The organism is Synergistaceae bacterium, assembly GCA_012728235.1.
GTDB lineage: Bacteria > Synergistota > Synergistia > Synergistales > Synergistaceae > JAAYFL01.
Map to the genome: position 1 here is coordinate 1 of JAAYFL010000094.1, position 15,378 is coordinate 15,378.

Here is a 15,378-nt window from a genome sequence, read left to right on the forward strand (position 1 = left end):
GTATTGTAATGATGATCATAACGATGATTATCTTTATTTGTATTTTATTATTTATCATTTCATTTAAAAAGAAACATCAATAGACAATCTTTATCATAAAAATTGTATATTTACCACAAATGCTTTTTCATTTATAAAAAGCTCCTTTTGCAGTTGAAAATATAGTACGTTCTTGTATAATAGGTGTAAGCGATTACATGAAAATGGAGGAGTTGCTATGGATACACGTTTTGTCATGCGTAGCGTAAAGTTGCCGGGGGAACTGAAAGAATACATGGAGAAGAAGGTTGGGAAGCTCGAGAAGTTTTTTGATAAGATACTTGGTACACAGATAGCACTTAACTTCAAACGCGGCATGTATGTAGTTGAAATAACTTCTAATATAAATGGAGTGGTAATGAGAGGGGAAGATTATGCCCCCGACTTACGACAAGCTTTCGATAAAGCGTTAAAAAATATAGAGCGTCAAGTAAAGAAACATAAGGATTACCTTACCGAAAAAGTCAGAATGAAAGTGCAAGATATTTCCTTTGATATAGATCCCGAGCTCTTCTCAGTCGCAGAAGATGAGGTCGAACCTCACAAGGGAATTGTAAAGATTAAAAAGTTTAATGTAGGGGTAATGACAGCAGAAGAAGCAACAAGACAGATGGATCTTCTCGGTCATAATTTCTTTATTTTTAAGAATGATGATACGGGAGATATCAATGTTGTATATAGACGCGAATCCGGAGGTTATGGACTACTGGAGCCAAATTAGAAGTAAACTTTTCTCAAAAGGAGCCAATTGGCTCCTTTTTTTATGCTCTTATAAAACTAATTTCATTTTGCTTTAGTTGTGCTTAATAAAAAATTAAAAACTGGTAAAATATAGGAAGTATTTTTTTGAGGATGATTGATTGATGACAAACAGTTTTGTAGAATCTTTGAACCCGAAACAAAAAGAAGCCGTCGTTTATTGCGATGGTCATGAACTTGTTTTAGCGGGAGCAGGTAGCGGAAAGACCCGTGTACTGACAACTAAAATAGCTTATTTGATTGATGAGAAAAATATTTTGCCATGGCGTATTTTAGCTCTTACTTTTACAAACAAAGCAGCAAAAGAGATGAGAGGTCGAGTCGAGAAACTACTGGGTTCGAATCTTAAGGGGATGGAAGTCTCAACATTCCATGCCTATGGTCTGAGATTTTTGCACAGATACGGAGACGCTCTGGAAGAACTTGGATATTCGCGTAATTTTGTAATTTTTGATAGAAGTGATGTTAAGACTATTTTAAAGAAGATATATAGAGATATGGATATAGATCCGCAGAAATTGAATATAGGTGAGGCCATTGAGATAATTTCAATGGGCAAGACAAATGCAAATCCTGTTTCGAGAGAGCCTGCAATAAGTCCCAAGTGGCGTGAAGTTTACGACCGTTATCAAAAAGAACTTTTGCGGCATAACGCGTTAGATTTTGATGATTTATTGGTTTTGCCTTTGCATATATTGGCAATCAACAAAGATGTCAGAGAAAAAGAGAGGTCTCGATTAGATTGGATTTTGGTGGATGAATATCAGGACGTAAACACCACTCAGTATCTTTTGCTCAGATGCCTTGTAGATGCAGGTCGGAAGATTATGGTGGTCGGAGATCCGGATCAATCTATATATGGTTGGCGCGGAGCCGATATGAATATGATATTAAATTTTGAGAAGGACTTTAATAATGTAAAGGTTATAATTTTAGATCAGAATTATCGTTCTACAAACAATATTTTAAGCGGAGCAAATAATGTTATAAAAAACAACAGAGAAAGATACCCAAAGGATCTTTGGACTGACTCCGGCTCAGGTCAAGCCATTAAAATCTACAGAGCTAAGAATGACTTAGATGAATCTGAATGGATAGCAAAGAAAATAGAGTCGCTAATCGATGACGGGTACGATTATAATGAAATAGCTATTTTGTATCGCATGAACGTTTTAAGTAGAGGGCTTGAACAGGCACTGTTAGAACGGACACTGCCGTATCATGTGATAAGAGGGTTGGCTTTCTATGAAAGAGCAGAGGTAAAAGATGTTCTTTCAATGATGCGTCTGGCAGTGAATCCGAGAGATACAGTTTCTCTCTCTCGTGTCGCTAATATACCCCCTAGAGGGTTAGGTAAAAAGAGCGTAGAACAGTTGACTTCCCAGCTAGCATTAATGGGTGAATTAGAACCTGAAGATATTTGGAGAGAAATAGGGAAAACAGGTGGCGGTTTAAAGGGAAAAGCAAAAACAGGAACAGAAAGCTTGGCACACGATATGATTAACATTCTTAACGATGCTTCCGATCTCCGAACCGTTGTAGAAAATATTTTATATTTAAATAAATATGAAGAGTATTTGAAAACAAAGCATACCGAGGATTGGGAATCGCGAGTAGAAAACGTTCTTGAAATACTGTCTCTAGTTCCTGAAGATGGCGATGTTGCTCAAGTGTTGACCGAGATTCCTTTATATACGGATCAGGACACGATGGTCGAGCAGTTGGACGGAATAAATCTATTGACTCTTCATGCGGCAAAGGGATTAGAATTTCCGGTAGTTTTTCTTGTTGGCATGGAGGAGGGAATCTTTCCAAGTATTCGTTCTGTTGAAGGAGAGTCTGATTTATCAGAAGAGCGTAGACTTTGTTACGTGGGAATGACACGAGCGAAAGAAAAATTATTTATGTCTTCATCTGCTAGTAGGCTTTTGTTTGGTTCAATTCAAAGAAATAGGGTTTCAAGATTTGTTGGGGAGATACCAAGTGATTATACATATATAGAAGATGCCACTTATGGAGGTACATATCGTGTTGACGATAGGTTTAACAGGCGACGTTGGCGCTGGTAAGAGCACTCTCAGCCGAGTGTTGAAAAGATTGGGAGCAACTGTTTTTGATGCCGATAGTGTGGCACGCAACTTATGGAAATTGTCGGAAGTTCGTAGAGCGGCTGAAAAACGTTGGGGCAAGGATTTCTTTAAGGACAAAAACAGTGTGGTTTATTCAAAAATAGCAAATATAATATTTAATGATGAAGATGAATATGAGTTCGTCACGAAATTACTGCATAAGCGTACTTTAGATGAATTAAAGTCTCTTATAGAAGAGAGCGATGGACTCGTAATTGTAGAGATTCCATTGCTGTTCGAATGTGGTATAAGTGATTGGTTTGACGGAATAGTGTATGTGGCTGCCGATATTGATAAAAGAAGCGAACTTATTGCCAGAAGAAATTGGAATCTAGAAGAAGTTCAGAGACGCGAAGCCAAAATGATGTCACGTGAAGAAAAGATGTCTCGTTCAGACTGGATACTGGAAAATAAGGGGTCGTTAAAAGAATGGAAAGCAAAATCAAAAGAGCTTGGGAAATTGCTTTTGTCTAAAGTTTAGAAGAATCTTTGTTTTTTAAGATTTCATGCTTATTTAAAAAATATAGAATAGTTCCTCCCAAGCACGCTCCGGGAACGCTGCTAATGAGGAAAGATATAGAAAGAATAGGGAATCCCATTTTTCCACCGACTATCGGACCAAGTATGACAGCACTGACCCAAGCACCTATTATGCCGGTTCCAATTGGTTCAGCTATAAAGGATGCAATCTTGAACTTTTGAGGTAAAAATTTTGCTGTAATGCCAACAAATAAAGCACCAAAAATACTACCTGGGAAGGCAAACAGACTTCCTGTTCCAAGCATATTTCTTATTAGACTGGTGATAAATGCTGAACAGACGGCCCAGAATGGACCTAAGATTACGCCTCCTATAACGTTAATGGTATGTTGAAATGGGAAGCACTTTGTAAGGCCTACTGGGATGGATACCACGGACAATAAAACCCCTGCAGCCGCTAGAATCCCGGCTAGTATTGGTTTTTTATAGAATAATTTTGTTTTATTTATTTGAAGTATTATAAATGTTCCTCTCTTTGAATCAAGTATTTTGACTGTGATTATCCGATTAGCTAGTCTGTTTGTCAAACCAAAATAAACACACCTGTTGCAGCACTAAATATATAAGGAGAATGAAATGCGAAATCAATTAGAACTTCCTAACATGAAAATTGAGATATCGCTTATGGACGAAATTGATCTTATGGTTCTTGGCGGTCGCGAACCATCTATTAAATGGCTCAATTCTCTTTCATTTTATGATGAGTTATGGGCCGTTGACAGAGGGTTGCACCCCTGTTTGGCATCAGGCCTTCTACCGCATAAGATAATAGGCGACAAAGATAGTGCCGATATTAACTTATGGCAAAGAGCAGTGGATTCGGGCGCTGTGGAGTACAAATTCCCAAGGGAAAAAGATGCTACAGATTTCCAGCTGGCATTGGATATATTTTCAAAAGAAACGGCAGTGAAGGGGCTTTTTTTGACCGGAGCGCTGGGAGGGCGTTTTGATCATCTTTGGAGTGTAATACTGTCATTTTTGTATTATTCAGATAAGTACAGGCCTGTGGGGCTTGCCGATGAAAATGAAGGCATGATTTTCTTAATGAATGACGATAGAGCGAAAATAACTTTTAGAAATAAACCTTTGGCTTTGTCTCTCATCTCTTTTTCTGAGACGTGTCAAGGTGTATTTATAGATGGTGTTAAATGGCCTTTGTCTGATGCAGTATTGGAGTATCGAAAGCCATATAGCATAAGCAATGAAGTGTCTGAGAACTCTTCTGTCGAGGTTAAACTTGCGAAAGGACTGCTAGCAATTTATTGGGCACAAAATAGCGAAGTATAGAAATAAGGAATAAGGTACACAATAAAAGATTTAGGATAATGCTCAACTCATGATAAAATACAGTGGTGAATTTTAAGGATGTGATGTTTAATGTTTTTTGGAAGCGGAGATTTAACAAGCAAATTGGCGCAATTTTTATTGAGTTTGCCGGCAGTGCTTTGGGCAATCTCTTTTCATGAGTTTTGTCATGGATATGTTGCGATGCGTTTGGGAGATCCTACAGCAAAGCTTGATGGACGTCTCAGCCTTAATCCTTTGGACCATATTGATCCGGTAGGCGCATTATTTCTGTTGCTGTTTAGGTTTGGCTGGGCTAAACCGGTTCCCATAAATCCAAGTTATTTTAAACATCCGAAGCGGGACATGGCATTTGTAAGTTTGGCAGGCGCTGCTGGAAATCTTTTGACAGCTTTCGTCTGTATCCAACTGGTCAAGTTTTTCCCATTTCTATTTCAGAATTATGCGTTGCAGCAATTCATGCTTATAATGATTTATATGAATGTGGGGCTTGCCGTGTTTAATTTAATTCCCATCCCGCCTTTAGATGGTTCGAGAGTTCTTTATGCCTTTTTACCAAATAAATGGTTGCACATATTTTATGAACTTGAACGGTATGGCATGTTTATAATATTTGCACTTGTGCTGTTAGGCATAATCCCGCGTATAATGAATTCACTCATGGGATTTGTTTTGAGTTTAATATATTAAAAGGTTAAGGGTGAAGCAATGACTATGAAAATATTACTTACAAATGACGATGGAGTTTATTCATTAGGAATTCAAACTCTTGCCAGAAAACTTACAGAGAAGGGGCATGAAGTGCTCGTTGTGGCTCCGGATAGAGAGCGTAGCGGATGCGGCCATGCGATGACGCTTGACAGGCCTCTCAACTTGCAAAAGGTAGATTCTTTTCTTTTGGGTTCGACTTATACAACTTATTCCTGTGATGGAACGCCCACTGACTGTGTAATTTTGGCTTTAGACGCGTTAAAATTTATACCCGACTTTATTTTTTCCGGTATAAACCAGGGATTGAATCTTGGAGATGACCTTACTTATTCAGGAACAGCATGTGCGGCGATGGAGGGTGTCCTTTATGGTTTCCCTTCTATAGCTATTTCGCTTGCGGCCAACTTAAAGTGTCAAAATATATATAATTATACGGCGGCTGAAGTGGCCATAGCGATACTTGATTGGTTGGAGTTGCATCCACTTCCTGAGGGAGTTATGTTGAATGTAAACATTCCCAATCTACCTCTAAAAGAGTTGAAGGGAGTCTCTCTGACAAGAACAGGTAAAAGGTTGTATAAGGATAAAGTGCGCGTGGTAGAGGCCCCTACAGGAGAAAAGGCTTACTGGATAGGTGGAACGGCTGAGAACGATCTTACTCATGGAACCGATGTTTGGGCGGTATTCAACGGTTATGCCTCTATAACACCTGTGCATTTGGATATGACATGTTACGAGACATATGACGAATGTGACGGACTTGGGGCAGAAAGAGCACTAGTAGATCAACTCAATAAAATTATACATAACTGACAGCTTAAAGTTGACAATTGAACTCCGAGTGATAAAATAAATATTCAGTTCAAAAAATGATTTGTAGCTATGACGAGGAAATGATTTCAACCAAAGAACGACAGGAATAAAGCGCCTTGTGCTGAAAGTGCTTTTCGTCTCTGAACTGAAATTCGCGCCTCTGAGCAGAAGTGAAGAAAGACTTAGGTCAAGTAAACTTCCGTTTTTTATTTTTCGACAAAAATAAACAGAGTGGACACAATGTGTCAATGAGAGTGGTACCGCGGGTAACTTATAACTCGTCTCTCTTTCCCTAACAGGAGAGAGAGACGAGTTTTTAATTTATATATCTAAAACAATGGGGGTATAGAAAATGACAGTGGAAAACAAGGGAAAATTGGTTTTAGCTTACAGTGGCGGGTTGGATACATCAGTGGCAATTCCTTGGTTGAAAGATCAGGGTTATGAAGTTATAGCCTTAACAATGCATGTCGGCCAGCAGGAAGGCGATATGGAAGAAATACGTCAAAGAGCTTTAAATGCAGGAGCAATAAAGGCTTATGTGGTAGATCTAAGAGAGGCTTTCGTCGATACGTTTGTTTGGCCAACATTGAAATCAAATGCGTTGTATCAGGGCGTTTATCCGCTCAACTCCGCTCTTTCACGTCCGATGATTGCACAGGCTCTCATTTGGTGCGCAGAAAAAGAGGGAGCCGTTGCCGTTGCTCATGGCTGCACAGGTAAAGGGCAAGATCAGGTACGTATTGAAGTTTGCTGTAATGCACTTAATCCAGATATTGAAGTTTTGGCGCCTGTCAGAGATTGGCAGTTTACAAGAGAAGAAGAGATGGACTATGCGGCAGCTCATAATATCCCTGTCCCAACAACAAAGAAAAGTCCATACAGCATTGACGATAACCTCTGGGGACGTTCTATAGAATGTGGAGTTCTTGAAGATCCCTGGAATAAACCACCAAAAGATGCATATGCATTAACTGTTGATCCCACAGATGCACCTGACGAAGAAGTGACTATTGAGATTACTTTTGAAGCAGGAATACCTGTCGCACTAAATGGCAAAAAGATGGACAGTTTAGAGCTAATTGAGCAGATGAACAAAATGGCAGGATGTGCCGGTGTCGGTAGAATTGACATGGTTGAAGATAGATTGGTCGGCTTTAAAAGTCGCGAGGTCTACGAGTGTCCGGGCGCCGTTGCTCTAATTACAGCACATAGAAAACTTGAGACCATAACTCTTGCAAAAGATGTGCTTAAAACCAAGAAAGAACTCGAAGTTAAATTTGCTGAAATGGCTTATGAAGGCTACTGGTTCTCTCCTCTCATGGAAGCTATTCAGGCTTTCATGGATTCAACACAGAAGTCTGTCAACGGAACTGTGCGCATGTCGCTTTATAAAGGCAATGCAACTGTTAACGGTATGAAGTCAGATACTTCTGTGTACAGTAAAGAACTTGCTACGTACTCAACAGGAGATATTTTTGATCAGTCCGCTGCAGTAGGATTTATAAAGATATGGGGTATGCCTATAAAAACATGGCGCCAAGTTCACAAGGATAAGAATGTCAATCCGATTGAAAAACTTATAGTTGAAAAAGGAGAAGGAGCTATTTAGTAATAGTTCCTGACGAATTTAATCATAAAAAGGACGTTTGAGGCATATGTTCCCGCTTCAAATGTCCTTTTTTATATGTACTGTGATAATGTTGCATTAGTTTTTTATGTGAGTTAAAAATTCAAAATACCTTTTACGATATCCCTGTATAGGGTAAAATTGTCCCAATTATGTTTACTCGGAGGGTTTTAAATGGAAACAACTTCATGTCACGACAAAAGCTCCATTAATGATTATTTATGCACGATAGTGCATTCAGAGAAACTTTCAGATAGTATCGCCTGGATTACGATAAAGTCGCCTGAGTTGGCCTCTAAGATTGTACCGGGACACTGTCTGATGTTGTTCCCTTCTGATAGCATGGATCCGTTGTTAGGCAGACCATTCGGGATTTCCGATGTTGACTATGAAAAAGAAGAACTTTCGATTTGCTATATGCTTTACGGAAAGGGCACAGAGATGATTGCAGATTTGTGCGAGGGCAATAAAATAAAAGTCAGAGGCCCTTTTGGACTGCCGCTTCCTAAGAAGGAAAATAAAAAAATATATCTTACAGCCGGTGGAGTAGGTGTAGCAATTTTTCTTTTATACAATAAACTCTTTCCCGAAGCTGTCGAAGGGTTATATCTCGGGATTCCTGGTAAGGGCGGCGAGCGCTATGCAGAACAGATTCTCAAGTTGGCTCCCCTAGCCAAAATATATACAGATGACGGTTCTTTTGGAGAAGGAGATTCTATGTTCAAGGTTTTGCCAAAAGACATAGCTGAGAATGAAGAAATATGGGCATGTGGTCCTCCAGGATTTTTAAATGCGCTGAAGAGGCACTGTTCTTCCTCATTGGATAAATTATATTTTTCTCTTGATAAAAGGATGGCCTGTGGGTATGGAGGCTGTATGGGGTGTGTCGTGGAGACAACCCATGGATTGAAGAGAAGATGTGTGGATCAATCACTATTTAGAGCAGACGAGGTGTCTGATTATGACATTTGATATTTCTGTTAAGGTCGGAGATTTAAATTTATCTTCTCCCGTTATACCAGCCTCAGGGGTATGGCCTTATGATATTGATTTTTGGCAGGGAGATAAATTGTCCGGCATTGGCGCGATATGTACAAAAGCAATAAGTTTCAATCCAAAAGAGGGGAATAAAGGAATACGTTTATGGGAAACACCTGCAGGAGTGCTCAACAGTATTGGTCTCCAAAATATAGGTGTTCACGCTTTTGTGGAGCAGTATCGAGATATGTTACATAACTGTGAAGTGCCTGTGGTAGCAAATGTTGTCATGGAGAGAGAAGAAGAAACGGCAGAAACTTTGAGAATTCTTCAAGATATGGGCGGCATAGCTGTGGCTGAACTCAATATTTCATGTCCCAACGTTGATGGTGATGGAATGGCCTGGGGGATGGAACCCTGTAGCGCAGCAAAAGCAGTCTCTTCTGTCCGTAAAGCATGGAATGGGAATCTTTGGGTTAAGATGACTCCGCAAGCCGCAGATTTATCGGGAGTAGCTAAAGCGATTGAGGATGAGGGGGCAGATGCACTTGTGGTCGCAAATACGTGGCTTGGCATGGGGATGGATTTGACTAAAGCTAAGCCTGCTTTTGACCGAGTCGTTGCGGGATTGTCAGGCCCGGCTATTTTCCCTCTTGCACTAAGGCAAGTTTGGCAAGTCTCTGATGCCGTGGATATCCCCATAGTTGGATGCGGTGGAGTGACGACAGCAGCAGACTGTATGTCCATGATCTTGGCCGGTGCATCGGCGGTAGAAGTAGGCACGGGGTTCTTTAAAGATATAAAGGCAGGGGAAGGAATATGTTCCGATCTGCCGAAGTTTATGAAACGGTACGAAAGCTCATCCCTTAATGAGCTCGTGGGGAAGGCAAAGAAAAACAAAAAGTAAGCTTTGCTTAATTAAACAAAATTCGTTAAATAGGGATTGTTGCATTGTATAATAGGCATATGACTTCATGTTAAGGAGAGATTTATAATTCAAAGCAATTGCAAGAAAAACTTTGTTATAACGATTGACGGTCCTGCCGGTGCCGGCAAGAGTACAATAGCACGGCTTGTCGCTGAAAAAGTAGGGCTTCCCTATCTAGATACCGGGGCAATTTATAGGGCTATTGCATGGTGGCTGGACAAAAAGAAAATAGCGCCTACAGATGAGAAGAAAATTTTAAGTGTGTTAAAAAATTTTACAATTTCATTTGAAGGGTTAAAAATAATAGTAGACAATCAAGATATTACTAAAGAAATAAGAACTCCCAGGATAGATGTGCTCGTTTCTCCTTACGCAGCATTAAAAGGAATTAGGGATGAACTGCTTTTCTTACAGAGAGATCTCTCTGAAAATGGATTGGTGGCGGAGGGCCGCGATATGGGTACGGAGGTTTTTCCGGAAGCAGATCTTAAGATTTTTTTGACAGCTTCTGCGGAAGAACGTGCCTCTAGAAGGTACCATGAGCGAGTTAAAAAGGGAGAAGAAGCTGATTATAAAGAGATATTGAAGCAGATTAATGAGCGTGACAACTATGATATGAATAGGGATGTTGCTCCGTTGCGCCCCGCTTTGGGATCAGTAGTTTTGGATTCTACGGAGATGACGAAAGAAGAAGTCGTGAACGCCATAGTCTCTTTGGCAAATGAGCTTAGGTAAACAGCAGAAGTTGAGCAAAAAAGAGAAGTTAATAGATCTTTCACTCAAAGAACGGAAAGCATTAATTGCCGCAGTGGAAACTCCTCAATGCACCGATACAGATTTGTCTCTAAATGAACTAGAGCTGCTGCTTCAAAATTTAGATATTAAAGCCTTTGGAAGGTTTGTTCAAAAAAGGAATGAGCCTGATCCACGCAGTTTTATCGGCATTGGAAAAGCAGAAGAGCTGAGAAATTATGCGGTCGACAGTGGCACTAACCTTTTAGTAATAGATGATTTTCTTAATCCAACTCAAAAGAGCAATTTGGAAAAAATAACCGGAGTAGAAGTGTGGGACAGAGCATTTGTAATTATGAAGATATTTGAAAGCAGAGCCAACACTTATGAGGCAAAACTACAGGTAAAGCTGGCTCAGTACAGATACGAGATTCCTTCACTCAAGGGATTGGGGCTCCAGATGTCTCGAACCGGTGGGGGAATAGGTACTAGAGGTCCCGGAGAAACTGAGTTTGAGAGACACAAGAGAAAGCTTGATAAAAGGGTTCTCGCAATAATAGAGAAGCTCGAAATAGTAAAAAGACGAAGAAAATTAAATAGAGATAGGAAGAGAAAGTATGGTGTTCCGCTTGTTTCTCTGGTGGGATATACAAACAGCGGGAAATCCACTCTGCTTAGATCACTGTCAAACGATTCTACGATCGACTCTGCCAATCAACTATTTACCACCCTTGATACGGTTTCTCGTCGCATAAATTATCATGATTTAACTGGCAGTTTTTTATTATCAGATACAGTAGGTTTCATAAGGAAACTCCCTACAGCTCTTATAGCGGCCTTTAGAGCAACGTTAGAAGAAGTTGTTGCTGCGAATCTTTTACTCGTGGTTCTAGATGTATCCGAAGATGAAGCTATTGACCATTTTGATATAGTACTGGATACACTTAAAGAGCTTCAAGCTGATACAATACCTAGAATAGTCGTCTTAAATAAAATTGATATCGCTGGAGATAATACGGACATGATAGAGATGGAACTTAGGGCAAGCGGAGAGGAAGCAGTAAGAGTTTCTGCTTTGGCCAGGGAGGGTTTTATATCTCTTCTCGAAAGGATACAATATAAACTGGAAGAGCAATCCTTAGAATAATTTTGCGCTTTATAACAAAAATGTTAATATAAAGTGCATGACGTTCTTTAGGTTATTTTTCTGAACTAATACAAGAAGTTTAGGGGACGTGATTTTGTGTATGTCAGTATGACTGGATTTAGTAGGACACAGCTCCAAACGGCATGGGGAACATTAAGCCTTGAGCTGTCAAGCGTAAATCACAGATATCAGGAGATAACAGTGAGGTTGCCTAGGGAATTTTCGAGCTGGGAGCCATGGTTTCATCAAAAGCTTCGCGGTTGTTTTCGTAGGGGCAAGGTGCAATTGAGGATGGAAATTTTGTGGGCATCTTCCTTTAAAATGGCGCGTGTAGATAGAGATGTCATGTTATCTTATTGCAACGAACTTCTTAACATTCAAAAAGAATTGGGACAGTCTCAGGAGTTGCAACTGGAAACGATAGCATCTTTGCCGGGAGTCTTAACCCTTCCCTCTCTTGAAGAGAAGGGAGAAACGGATAAAATTGAAGGCATATTTAGTGAACTTTTAGATAAAGCTGTAGAGTCATGGCAAAAAATGAGATCTCTAGAAGGCAATCACTTACGTACGGAAGTGCTTTCACATTTTTCTGAGTTGGAGAACTCTTTAAATGAGATAGAGCAAAAGTGGTCAATCGCAAGGGATAGTGCATTGGAACTTTTGCGTGGAAGGATTTCCAAAACTTTGTCTGAACTGAATGAAACAATGGAAGAGTCTCGTTTTTTACAGGAGATAGTTATTTTGACAGATAAATGGGATGTTGCGGAAGAGCTTGCACGTATAAAAAGCCATATAATAAAATTTAAGTCTACGGGAGAAGAAGCTGAATCGTCAGGGAGAAAGTTAGATTTTATAATTCAGGAAATAAATAGGGAAGTCAATACCGTTAATTCTAAGGTTGCAGATGCAGAAATACGCTGGCTTGCTGTAGAAGCTAAGGCAGCACTTGAAAGAATCAGAGAGCAAATACAGAATTTGGAGTAGAATGAATATGGATTATAAATTGGTGCATGTGGGATTTGGTAATATGGTGGTGGCAGATAGGATTGTTGCTATAATTAGTCCTTCGGCAGCTCCCATTAAAAGGTTGAGAGATGAAGCACGCGAGGCTGGACTCTTGGTTGATGTCACGCAAGGCAGGAAAACTCGTGCTGTTATAATTATGGACAGCAAGCATGTGGTCCTATCGGCGATTCAACCTGAAACAATTACAGGTCGATTTACCGGAGATGTTTCAAAGGAAGAAAAAGAATAATGAGAGGACGTCTTTTTGTTTTTTCAGGTCCTTCAGGTGCGGGGAAGAATACAGTGTTAAAAGAAGCTATCCCTTTGCTTGGGAACATCTCTTATTCGATTTCATGCACTACCCGCAAGCCCCGTCCCGAAGATGTAGATGGAGAGACATATTTTTTCCTGGATGAGGCTGTCTTTAAAGATATGATTTCAAAGGGAATGTTTCTTGAATATGCTAAATTACATGGAAATCTTTATGGAACAAGGCGGGATATGGTAGAATCTGAACTGGAAAAAGGCAGAGATGTACTACTAGAAATTGACGTACAGGGAGCCATACAGATAAAAGAGAGTATGAAAGAAGCTATTACTATTTTCATTATGCCTTCGTCAGCAGAAGAATTAGAAAGGCGCTTGCGCAAACGAGGAACAGAGTCTGAAGAAGAGATACAGCTTCGTATAAAAAATGCACAAAAGGAGCAGCTTTTTGCAGATAAATATGACCATATTGTTATAAATAACAATTTGAATGATACGGTAGAAAAATTTGTAGACATAGTTAAAGGGTATAGGGGGGAGTCAAAATGATTTTTATGGATTTGGATAAAATTTACAGAGAGCAAAATATTCCGAATAAGTATACTCTTACATTAGTGGTTGCAGCACGTGCACGACAGTTGAGTGAAAGAATGGGTCCTCTGCCAGGGTATGATGAGAAATTCATAACTAAAGCAGTTGAGGATGTCGCAAATGGGTGTGTAGAGTATAAATTTGTTGATAAAGTGCGTAAGCAAGTCAATGAGCCAGTGGAAGAAGAATAAAAAAATATTATTCGGTATAAGTGGCGGAATTGCCGCTTATAAAGCACCGGACATTCTGCATAGTTGGATAAAGGCAGGATGTGAGGTAGAGACGATATTGACAAAAGCCGCAGAGGAGTTTGTCAGTCCTCTGGTGCTTTCAACTTTAAGCGGAAGATGTGTCTGGAGAGAAAGTGATTTTCTTTCATCTGAAAAAGGGTGGAAAATTCCTCATATATCCTTAACAGAATGGGCTGATATTTTCGTTATTGCACCATGTACGGCTAATGTCCTTAAAATGTGTGCAGAAGGAGATAGCTCTACTTTAATGGGAGCTGCACTTCTTGCAAATAGAAACCCGTTGTTGCTTTTTCCAGCCATGAATCCAAATATGCTTTCTCACGCTGAAACACAAGCGAATATAAATAAGTTGATGTCAAGAGGGCATACCGTAGTCAATCCTGATTGCGGGTTATTGGCGTGTGGGTATGAGGGACAGGGTCGCTTGCCCTCTAAAGAAGTAATTAATGAATATGTATGGAGAGCTCTATATCCTAAAAGAGATTTAGAGGGATTAAATGTCTTAATTACAGCAGGCCCTACTCACGAGTATATTGATCCTGTACGCTTTATAAGTAATCCAAGTAGTGGAAAAATGGGTTATGCCTTAGCAAAACAAGCTTGGTATAGAGGAGCCAACGTTACTTTAATTTCTGGCCCAACATCACTTCCAGTACCAGTTGGAGTGAATTTTGTAAAAGTAATAACGGCAGAGGAGATGTATGATGCCTGTATCAAAAATGCTCCAACCGCCGATATTATGATTAAGGCGGCTGCTGTAGGAGATTTTAGGGTAGAAAAGATATCTTCTAATAAGATAAAAAGAGATAAGGACATGTCTTTGACTCTCAATCTTGTGCAGAATAAAGATATTGCAGCAAAGCTAGGAGAGATAAAACGAGAAGGACAAACTCTCGTAGGCTTTGCGGCTGAGACGCAAAATTTTGTGGGGAATGCTAGAAAGAAAATAGAATCAAAGAAGCTTGATATGATTGCGGTGAATGATGTGCTTTCTGAAAACATAGGGTTTGAGTCCGACAATAATAAAATATCATTAATTATTCCCGGATCAAACATAGAAGAGATAGAAGGAACAAAAGAAGAAGTAGCCGACGCACTATTTGATGCGATTATTTTGAAAAGACAAGGTTGTTAATGGAACAAGTATTTGTCTCTGTCCCGGGTCCTTGGTGGACCCGGCTTTTATATTCAAATGAAACCCCTTTGAAGCCAGGATTAAGAGTTCGTGTGCCTCTTGGTAGGTCTGCAAGAGTGGGGTTGACAGTTTTTGAAAAGGGAAATTCCGATTGTAGTAATTCGGTAAAAATTAAGCCCCTTTCAGAAATTATAGACAGCACTCCCCCTATTCCTCTTGAACTTATGGAGACTATGAAGTGGTTTGCGAGTACCTGGTTTTCAGGTTTTGGTATAGCCATGAAGATAATGCTTCCGGGAAAGTTTTTTGAAGGGGAAGAACTGTCTCCGTTGGAAGTAGAAAATATTGCTGATAGTAAGTTTACAGTTAAATACAATTATGAGGAAAATGACAGTACCCGCTATGAGAAGTATATAGA

The 15,378-nt window shown here is 39.8% G+C and carries 18 protein-coding genes; 17 read left to right on the plus strand and 1 reads right to left on the minus strand.

The window, feature by feature from the left end; all coding sequences use genetic code 11:
- Window positions 1–217: 217 nt before the first annotated feature.
- The 3 genes from raiA (at window position 218) to coaE (ending at window position 3,408) form a co-directional block, all read left to right on the plus strand.
- Window positions 218–760 (plus strand): ribosome-associated translation inhibitor RaiA, encoded by a 543-nt coding sequence (raiA, locus tag GXZ13_06225; protein ID NLX75411.1) that lies wholly within the window; start codon window positions 218–220, stop codon window positions 758–760.
- A gap of 142 nt (window positions 761–902) precedes the next feature.
- Window positions 903–2,867 carry a UvrD-helicase domain-containing protein gene (locus GXZ13_06230; GenBank protein ID NLX75412.1) on the plus strand — a complete coding sequence of 655 codons (1,965 nt, stop codon included), beginning with the start codon at window positions 903–905 and terminating at the stop codon, window positions 2,865–2,867.
- On the plus strand, window positions 2,827–3,408 hold the full coding sequence (gene coaE / locus GXZ13_06235) for a dephospho-CoA kinase (protein ID NLX75413.1): 582 nt from the start codon (window positions 2,827–2,829) through the stop codon (window positions 3,406–3,408). Before GXZ13_06230 ends, coaE begins: the two co-directional genes overlap by 41 nt.
- Here the strand turns inward: coaE and thiW are convergent.
- Window positions 3,398–3,916, minus strand: a complete 519-nt coding sequence (gene thiW / locus GXZ13_06240; protein NLX75414.1) for an energy coupling factor transporter S component ThiW — start codon at window positions 3,914–3,916, stop codon at window positions 3,398–3,400. The genes coaE and thiW overlap by 11 nt on opposite strands.
- Window positions 3,917–4,043: 127 nt before the next feature.
- Here thiW and GXZ13_06245 point away from each other — a divergent pair, with 127 nt between their 5' ends.
- The 14 genes from GXZ13_06245 to GXZ13_06310 all read left to right on the plus strand — a co-directional run.
- On the plus strand, window positions 4,044–4,754 hold the full coding sequence (locus tag GXZ13_06245) for a thiamine diphosphokinase (protein ID NLX75415.1): 711 nt from the start codon (window positions 4,044–4,046) through the stop codon (window positions 4,752–4,754).
- A gap of 90 nt (window positions 4,755–4,844) precedes the next feature.
- The gene (locus GXZ13_06250) at window positions 4,845–5,462 is read left to right on the plus strand and encodes a site-2 protease family protein (GenBank protein ID NLX75416.1); all 618 of its coding nucleotides are present in this window, start codon (window positions 4,845–4,847) and stop codon (window positions 5,460–5,462) included.
- 24 nt (window positions 5,463–5,486) lie between these two features.
- Window positions 5,487–6,296: a 5'/3'-nucleotidase SurE gene (gene surE, locus GXZ13_06255; GenBank protein ID NLX75417.1), complete on the plus strand. Its 810-nt coding sequence runs from the start codon at window positions 5,487–5,489 to the stop codon at window positions 6,294–6,296.
- A 352-nt stretch (window positions 6,297–6,648) separates the two neighbouring features.
- Window positions 6,649–7,908: an argininosuccinate synthase gene (locus tag GXZ13_06260; protein NLX75418.1), complete on the plus strand. Its 1,260-nt coding sequence runs from the start codon at window positions 6,649–6,651 to the stop codon at window positions 7,906–7,908.
- 192 nt (window positions 7,909–8,100) lie between these two features.
- Complete coding sequence (locus GXZ13_06265) at window positions 8,101–8,898, plus strand: hypothetical protein (protein NLX75419.1); 798 nt, start codon at window positions 8,101–8,103, stop codon at window positions 8,896–8,898.
- Window positions 8,888–9,811, plus strand: a complete 924-nt coding sequence (locus tag GXZ13_06270) for a dihydroorotate dehydrogenase (protein NLX75420.1) — start codon at window positions 8,888–8,890, stop codon at window positions 9,809–9,811. Before GXZ13_06265 ends, GXZ13_06270 begins: the two co-directional genes overlap by 11 nt.
- A gap of 87 nt (window positions 9,812–9,898) precedes the next feature.
- Window positions 9,899–10,567, plus strand: a complete 669-nt coding sequence (locus GXZ13_06275; GenBank protein ID NLX75421.1) for a (d)CMP kinase — start codon at window positions 9,899–9,901, stop codon at window positions 10,565–10,567.
- A 10-nt stretch (window positions 10,568–10,577) separates the two neighbouring features.
- A complete protein-coding gene (gene hflX / locus GXZ13_06280) occupies window positions 10,578–11,711 on the plus strand; it encodes a GTPase HflX (GenBank protein NLX75422.1) in 1,134 nt (377 codons plus the stop codon).
- A 96-nt stretch (window positions 11,712–11,807) separates the two neighbouring features.
- Window positions 11,808–12,695 (plus strand): YicC family protein, encoded by an 888-nt coding sequence (locus GXZ13_06285; GenBank protein ID NLX75423.1) that lies wholly within the window; start codon window positions 11,808–11,810, stop codon window positions 12,693–12,695.
- 7 nt (window positions 12,696–12,702) lie between these two features.
- Window positions 12,703–12,966, plus strand: coding sequence for a DUF370 domain-containing protein (locus GXZ13_06290; protein NLX75424.1), 264 nt, complete (start codon window positions 12,703–12,705; stop codon window positions 12,964–12,966).
- Entirely contained in the window at window positions 12,966–13,532 is a 567-nt protein-coding gene (gmk, locus tag GXZ13_06295) for a guanylate kinase (protein NLX75425.1), read from the plus strand. Before GXZ13_06290 ends, gmk begins: the two co-directional genes overlap by 1 nt.
- Complete coding sequence (locus GXZ13_06300; GenBank protein NLX75426.1) at window positions 13,529–13,765, plus strand: DNA-directed RNA polymerase subunit omega; 237 nt, start codon at window positions 13,529–13,531, stop codon at window positions 13,763–13,765. Before gmk ends, GXZ13_06300 begins: the two co-directional genes overlap by 4 nt.
- Complete coding sequence (gene coaBC / locus GXZ13_06305; protein NLX75427.1) at window positions 13,743–14,960, plus strand: bifunctional phosphopantothenoylcysteine decarboxylase/phosphopantothenate--cysteine ligase CoaBC; 1,218 nt, start codon at window positions 13,743–13,745, stop codon at window positions 14,958–14,960. The genes GXZ13_06300 and coaBC overlap by 23 nt, the downstream gene beginning before the upstream one ends.
- Window positions 14,960–15,378: hypothetical protein (locus GXZ13_06310; GenBank protein NLX75428.1), on the plus strand; the 419-nt coding region annotated here is incomplete at its 3' end. The genes coaBC and GXZ13_06310, both read left to right, overlap by 1 nt.

Bases quoted from the DNA above. Each gene is read 5' to 3' on its own strand.
- GXZ13_06230 (NLX75412.1), top strand. From the start codon at position 903: ATGACAAACAGTTTTGTAGAATCTTTGAACCCGAAACAAAAAGAAGCC.
- GXZ13_06245 (NLX75415.1), top strand. From the start codon at position 4,044: ATGCGAAATCAATTAGAACTTCCTAACATGAAAATTGAGATATCGCTT.
- gmk (NLX75425.1), top strand. From the start codon at position 12,966: ATGAGAGGACGTCTTTTTGTTTTTTCAGGTCCTTCAGGTGCGGGGAAG.
- GXZ13_06290 (NLX75424.1), top strand. From the start codon at position 12,703: ATGGATTATAAATTGGTGCATGTGGGATTTGGTAATATGGTGGTGGCA.
- GXZ13_06250 (NLX75416.1), top strand. From the start codon at position 4,845: ATGTTTTTTGGAAGCGGAGATTTAACAAGCAAATTGGCGCAATTTTTA.
- GXZ13_06265 (NLX75419.1), top strand. From the start codon at position 8,101: ATGGAAACAACTTCATGTCACGACAAAAGCTCCATTAATGATTATTTA.
- surE (NLX75417.1), top strand. From the start codon at position 5,487: ATGAAAATATTACTTACAAATGACGATGGAGTTTATTCATTAGGAATT.
- raiA (NLX75411.1), top strand. From the start codon at position 218: ATGGATACACGTTTTGTCATGCGTAGCGTAAAGTTGCCGGGGGAACTG.
- GXZ13_06260 (NLX75418.1), top strand. From the start codon at position 6,649: ATGACAGTGGAAAACAAGGGAAAATTGGTTTTAGCTTACAGTGGCGGG.
- GXZ13_06300 (NLX75426.1), top strand. From the start codon at position 13,529: ATGATTTTTATGGATTTGGATAAAATTTACAGAGAGCAAAATATTCCG.
- GXZ13_06270 (NLX75420.1), top strand. From the start codon at position 8,888: ATGACATTTGATATTTCTGTTAAGGTCGGAGATTTAAATTTATCTTCT.
- coaBC (NLX75427.1), top strand. From the start codon at position 13,743: ATGAGCCAGTGGAAGAAGAATAAAAAAATATTATTCGGTATAAGTGGC.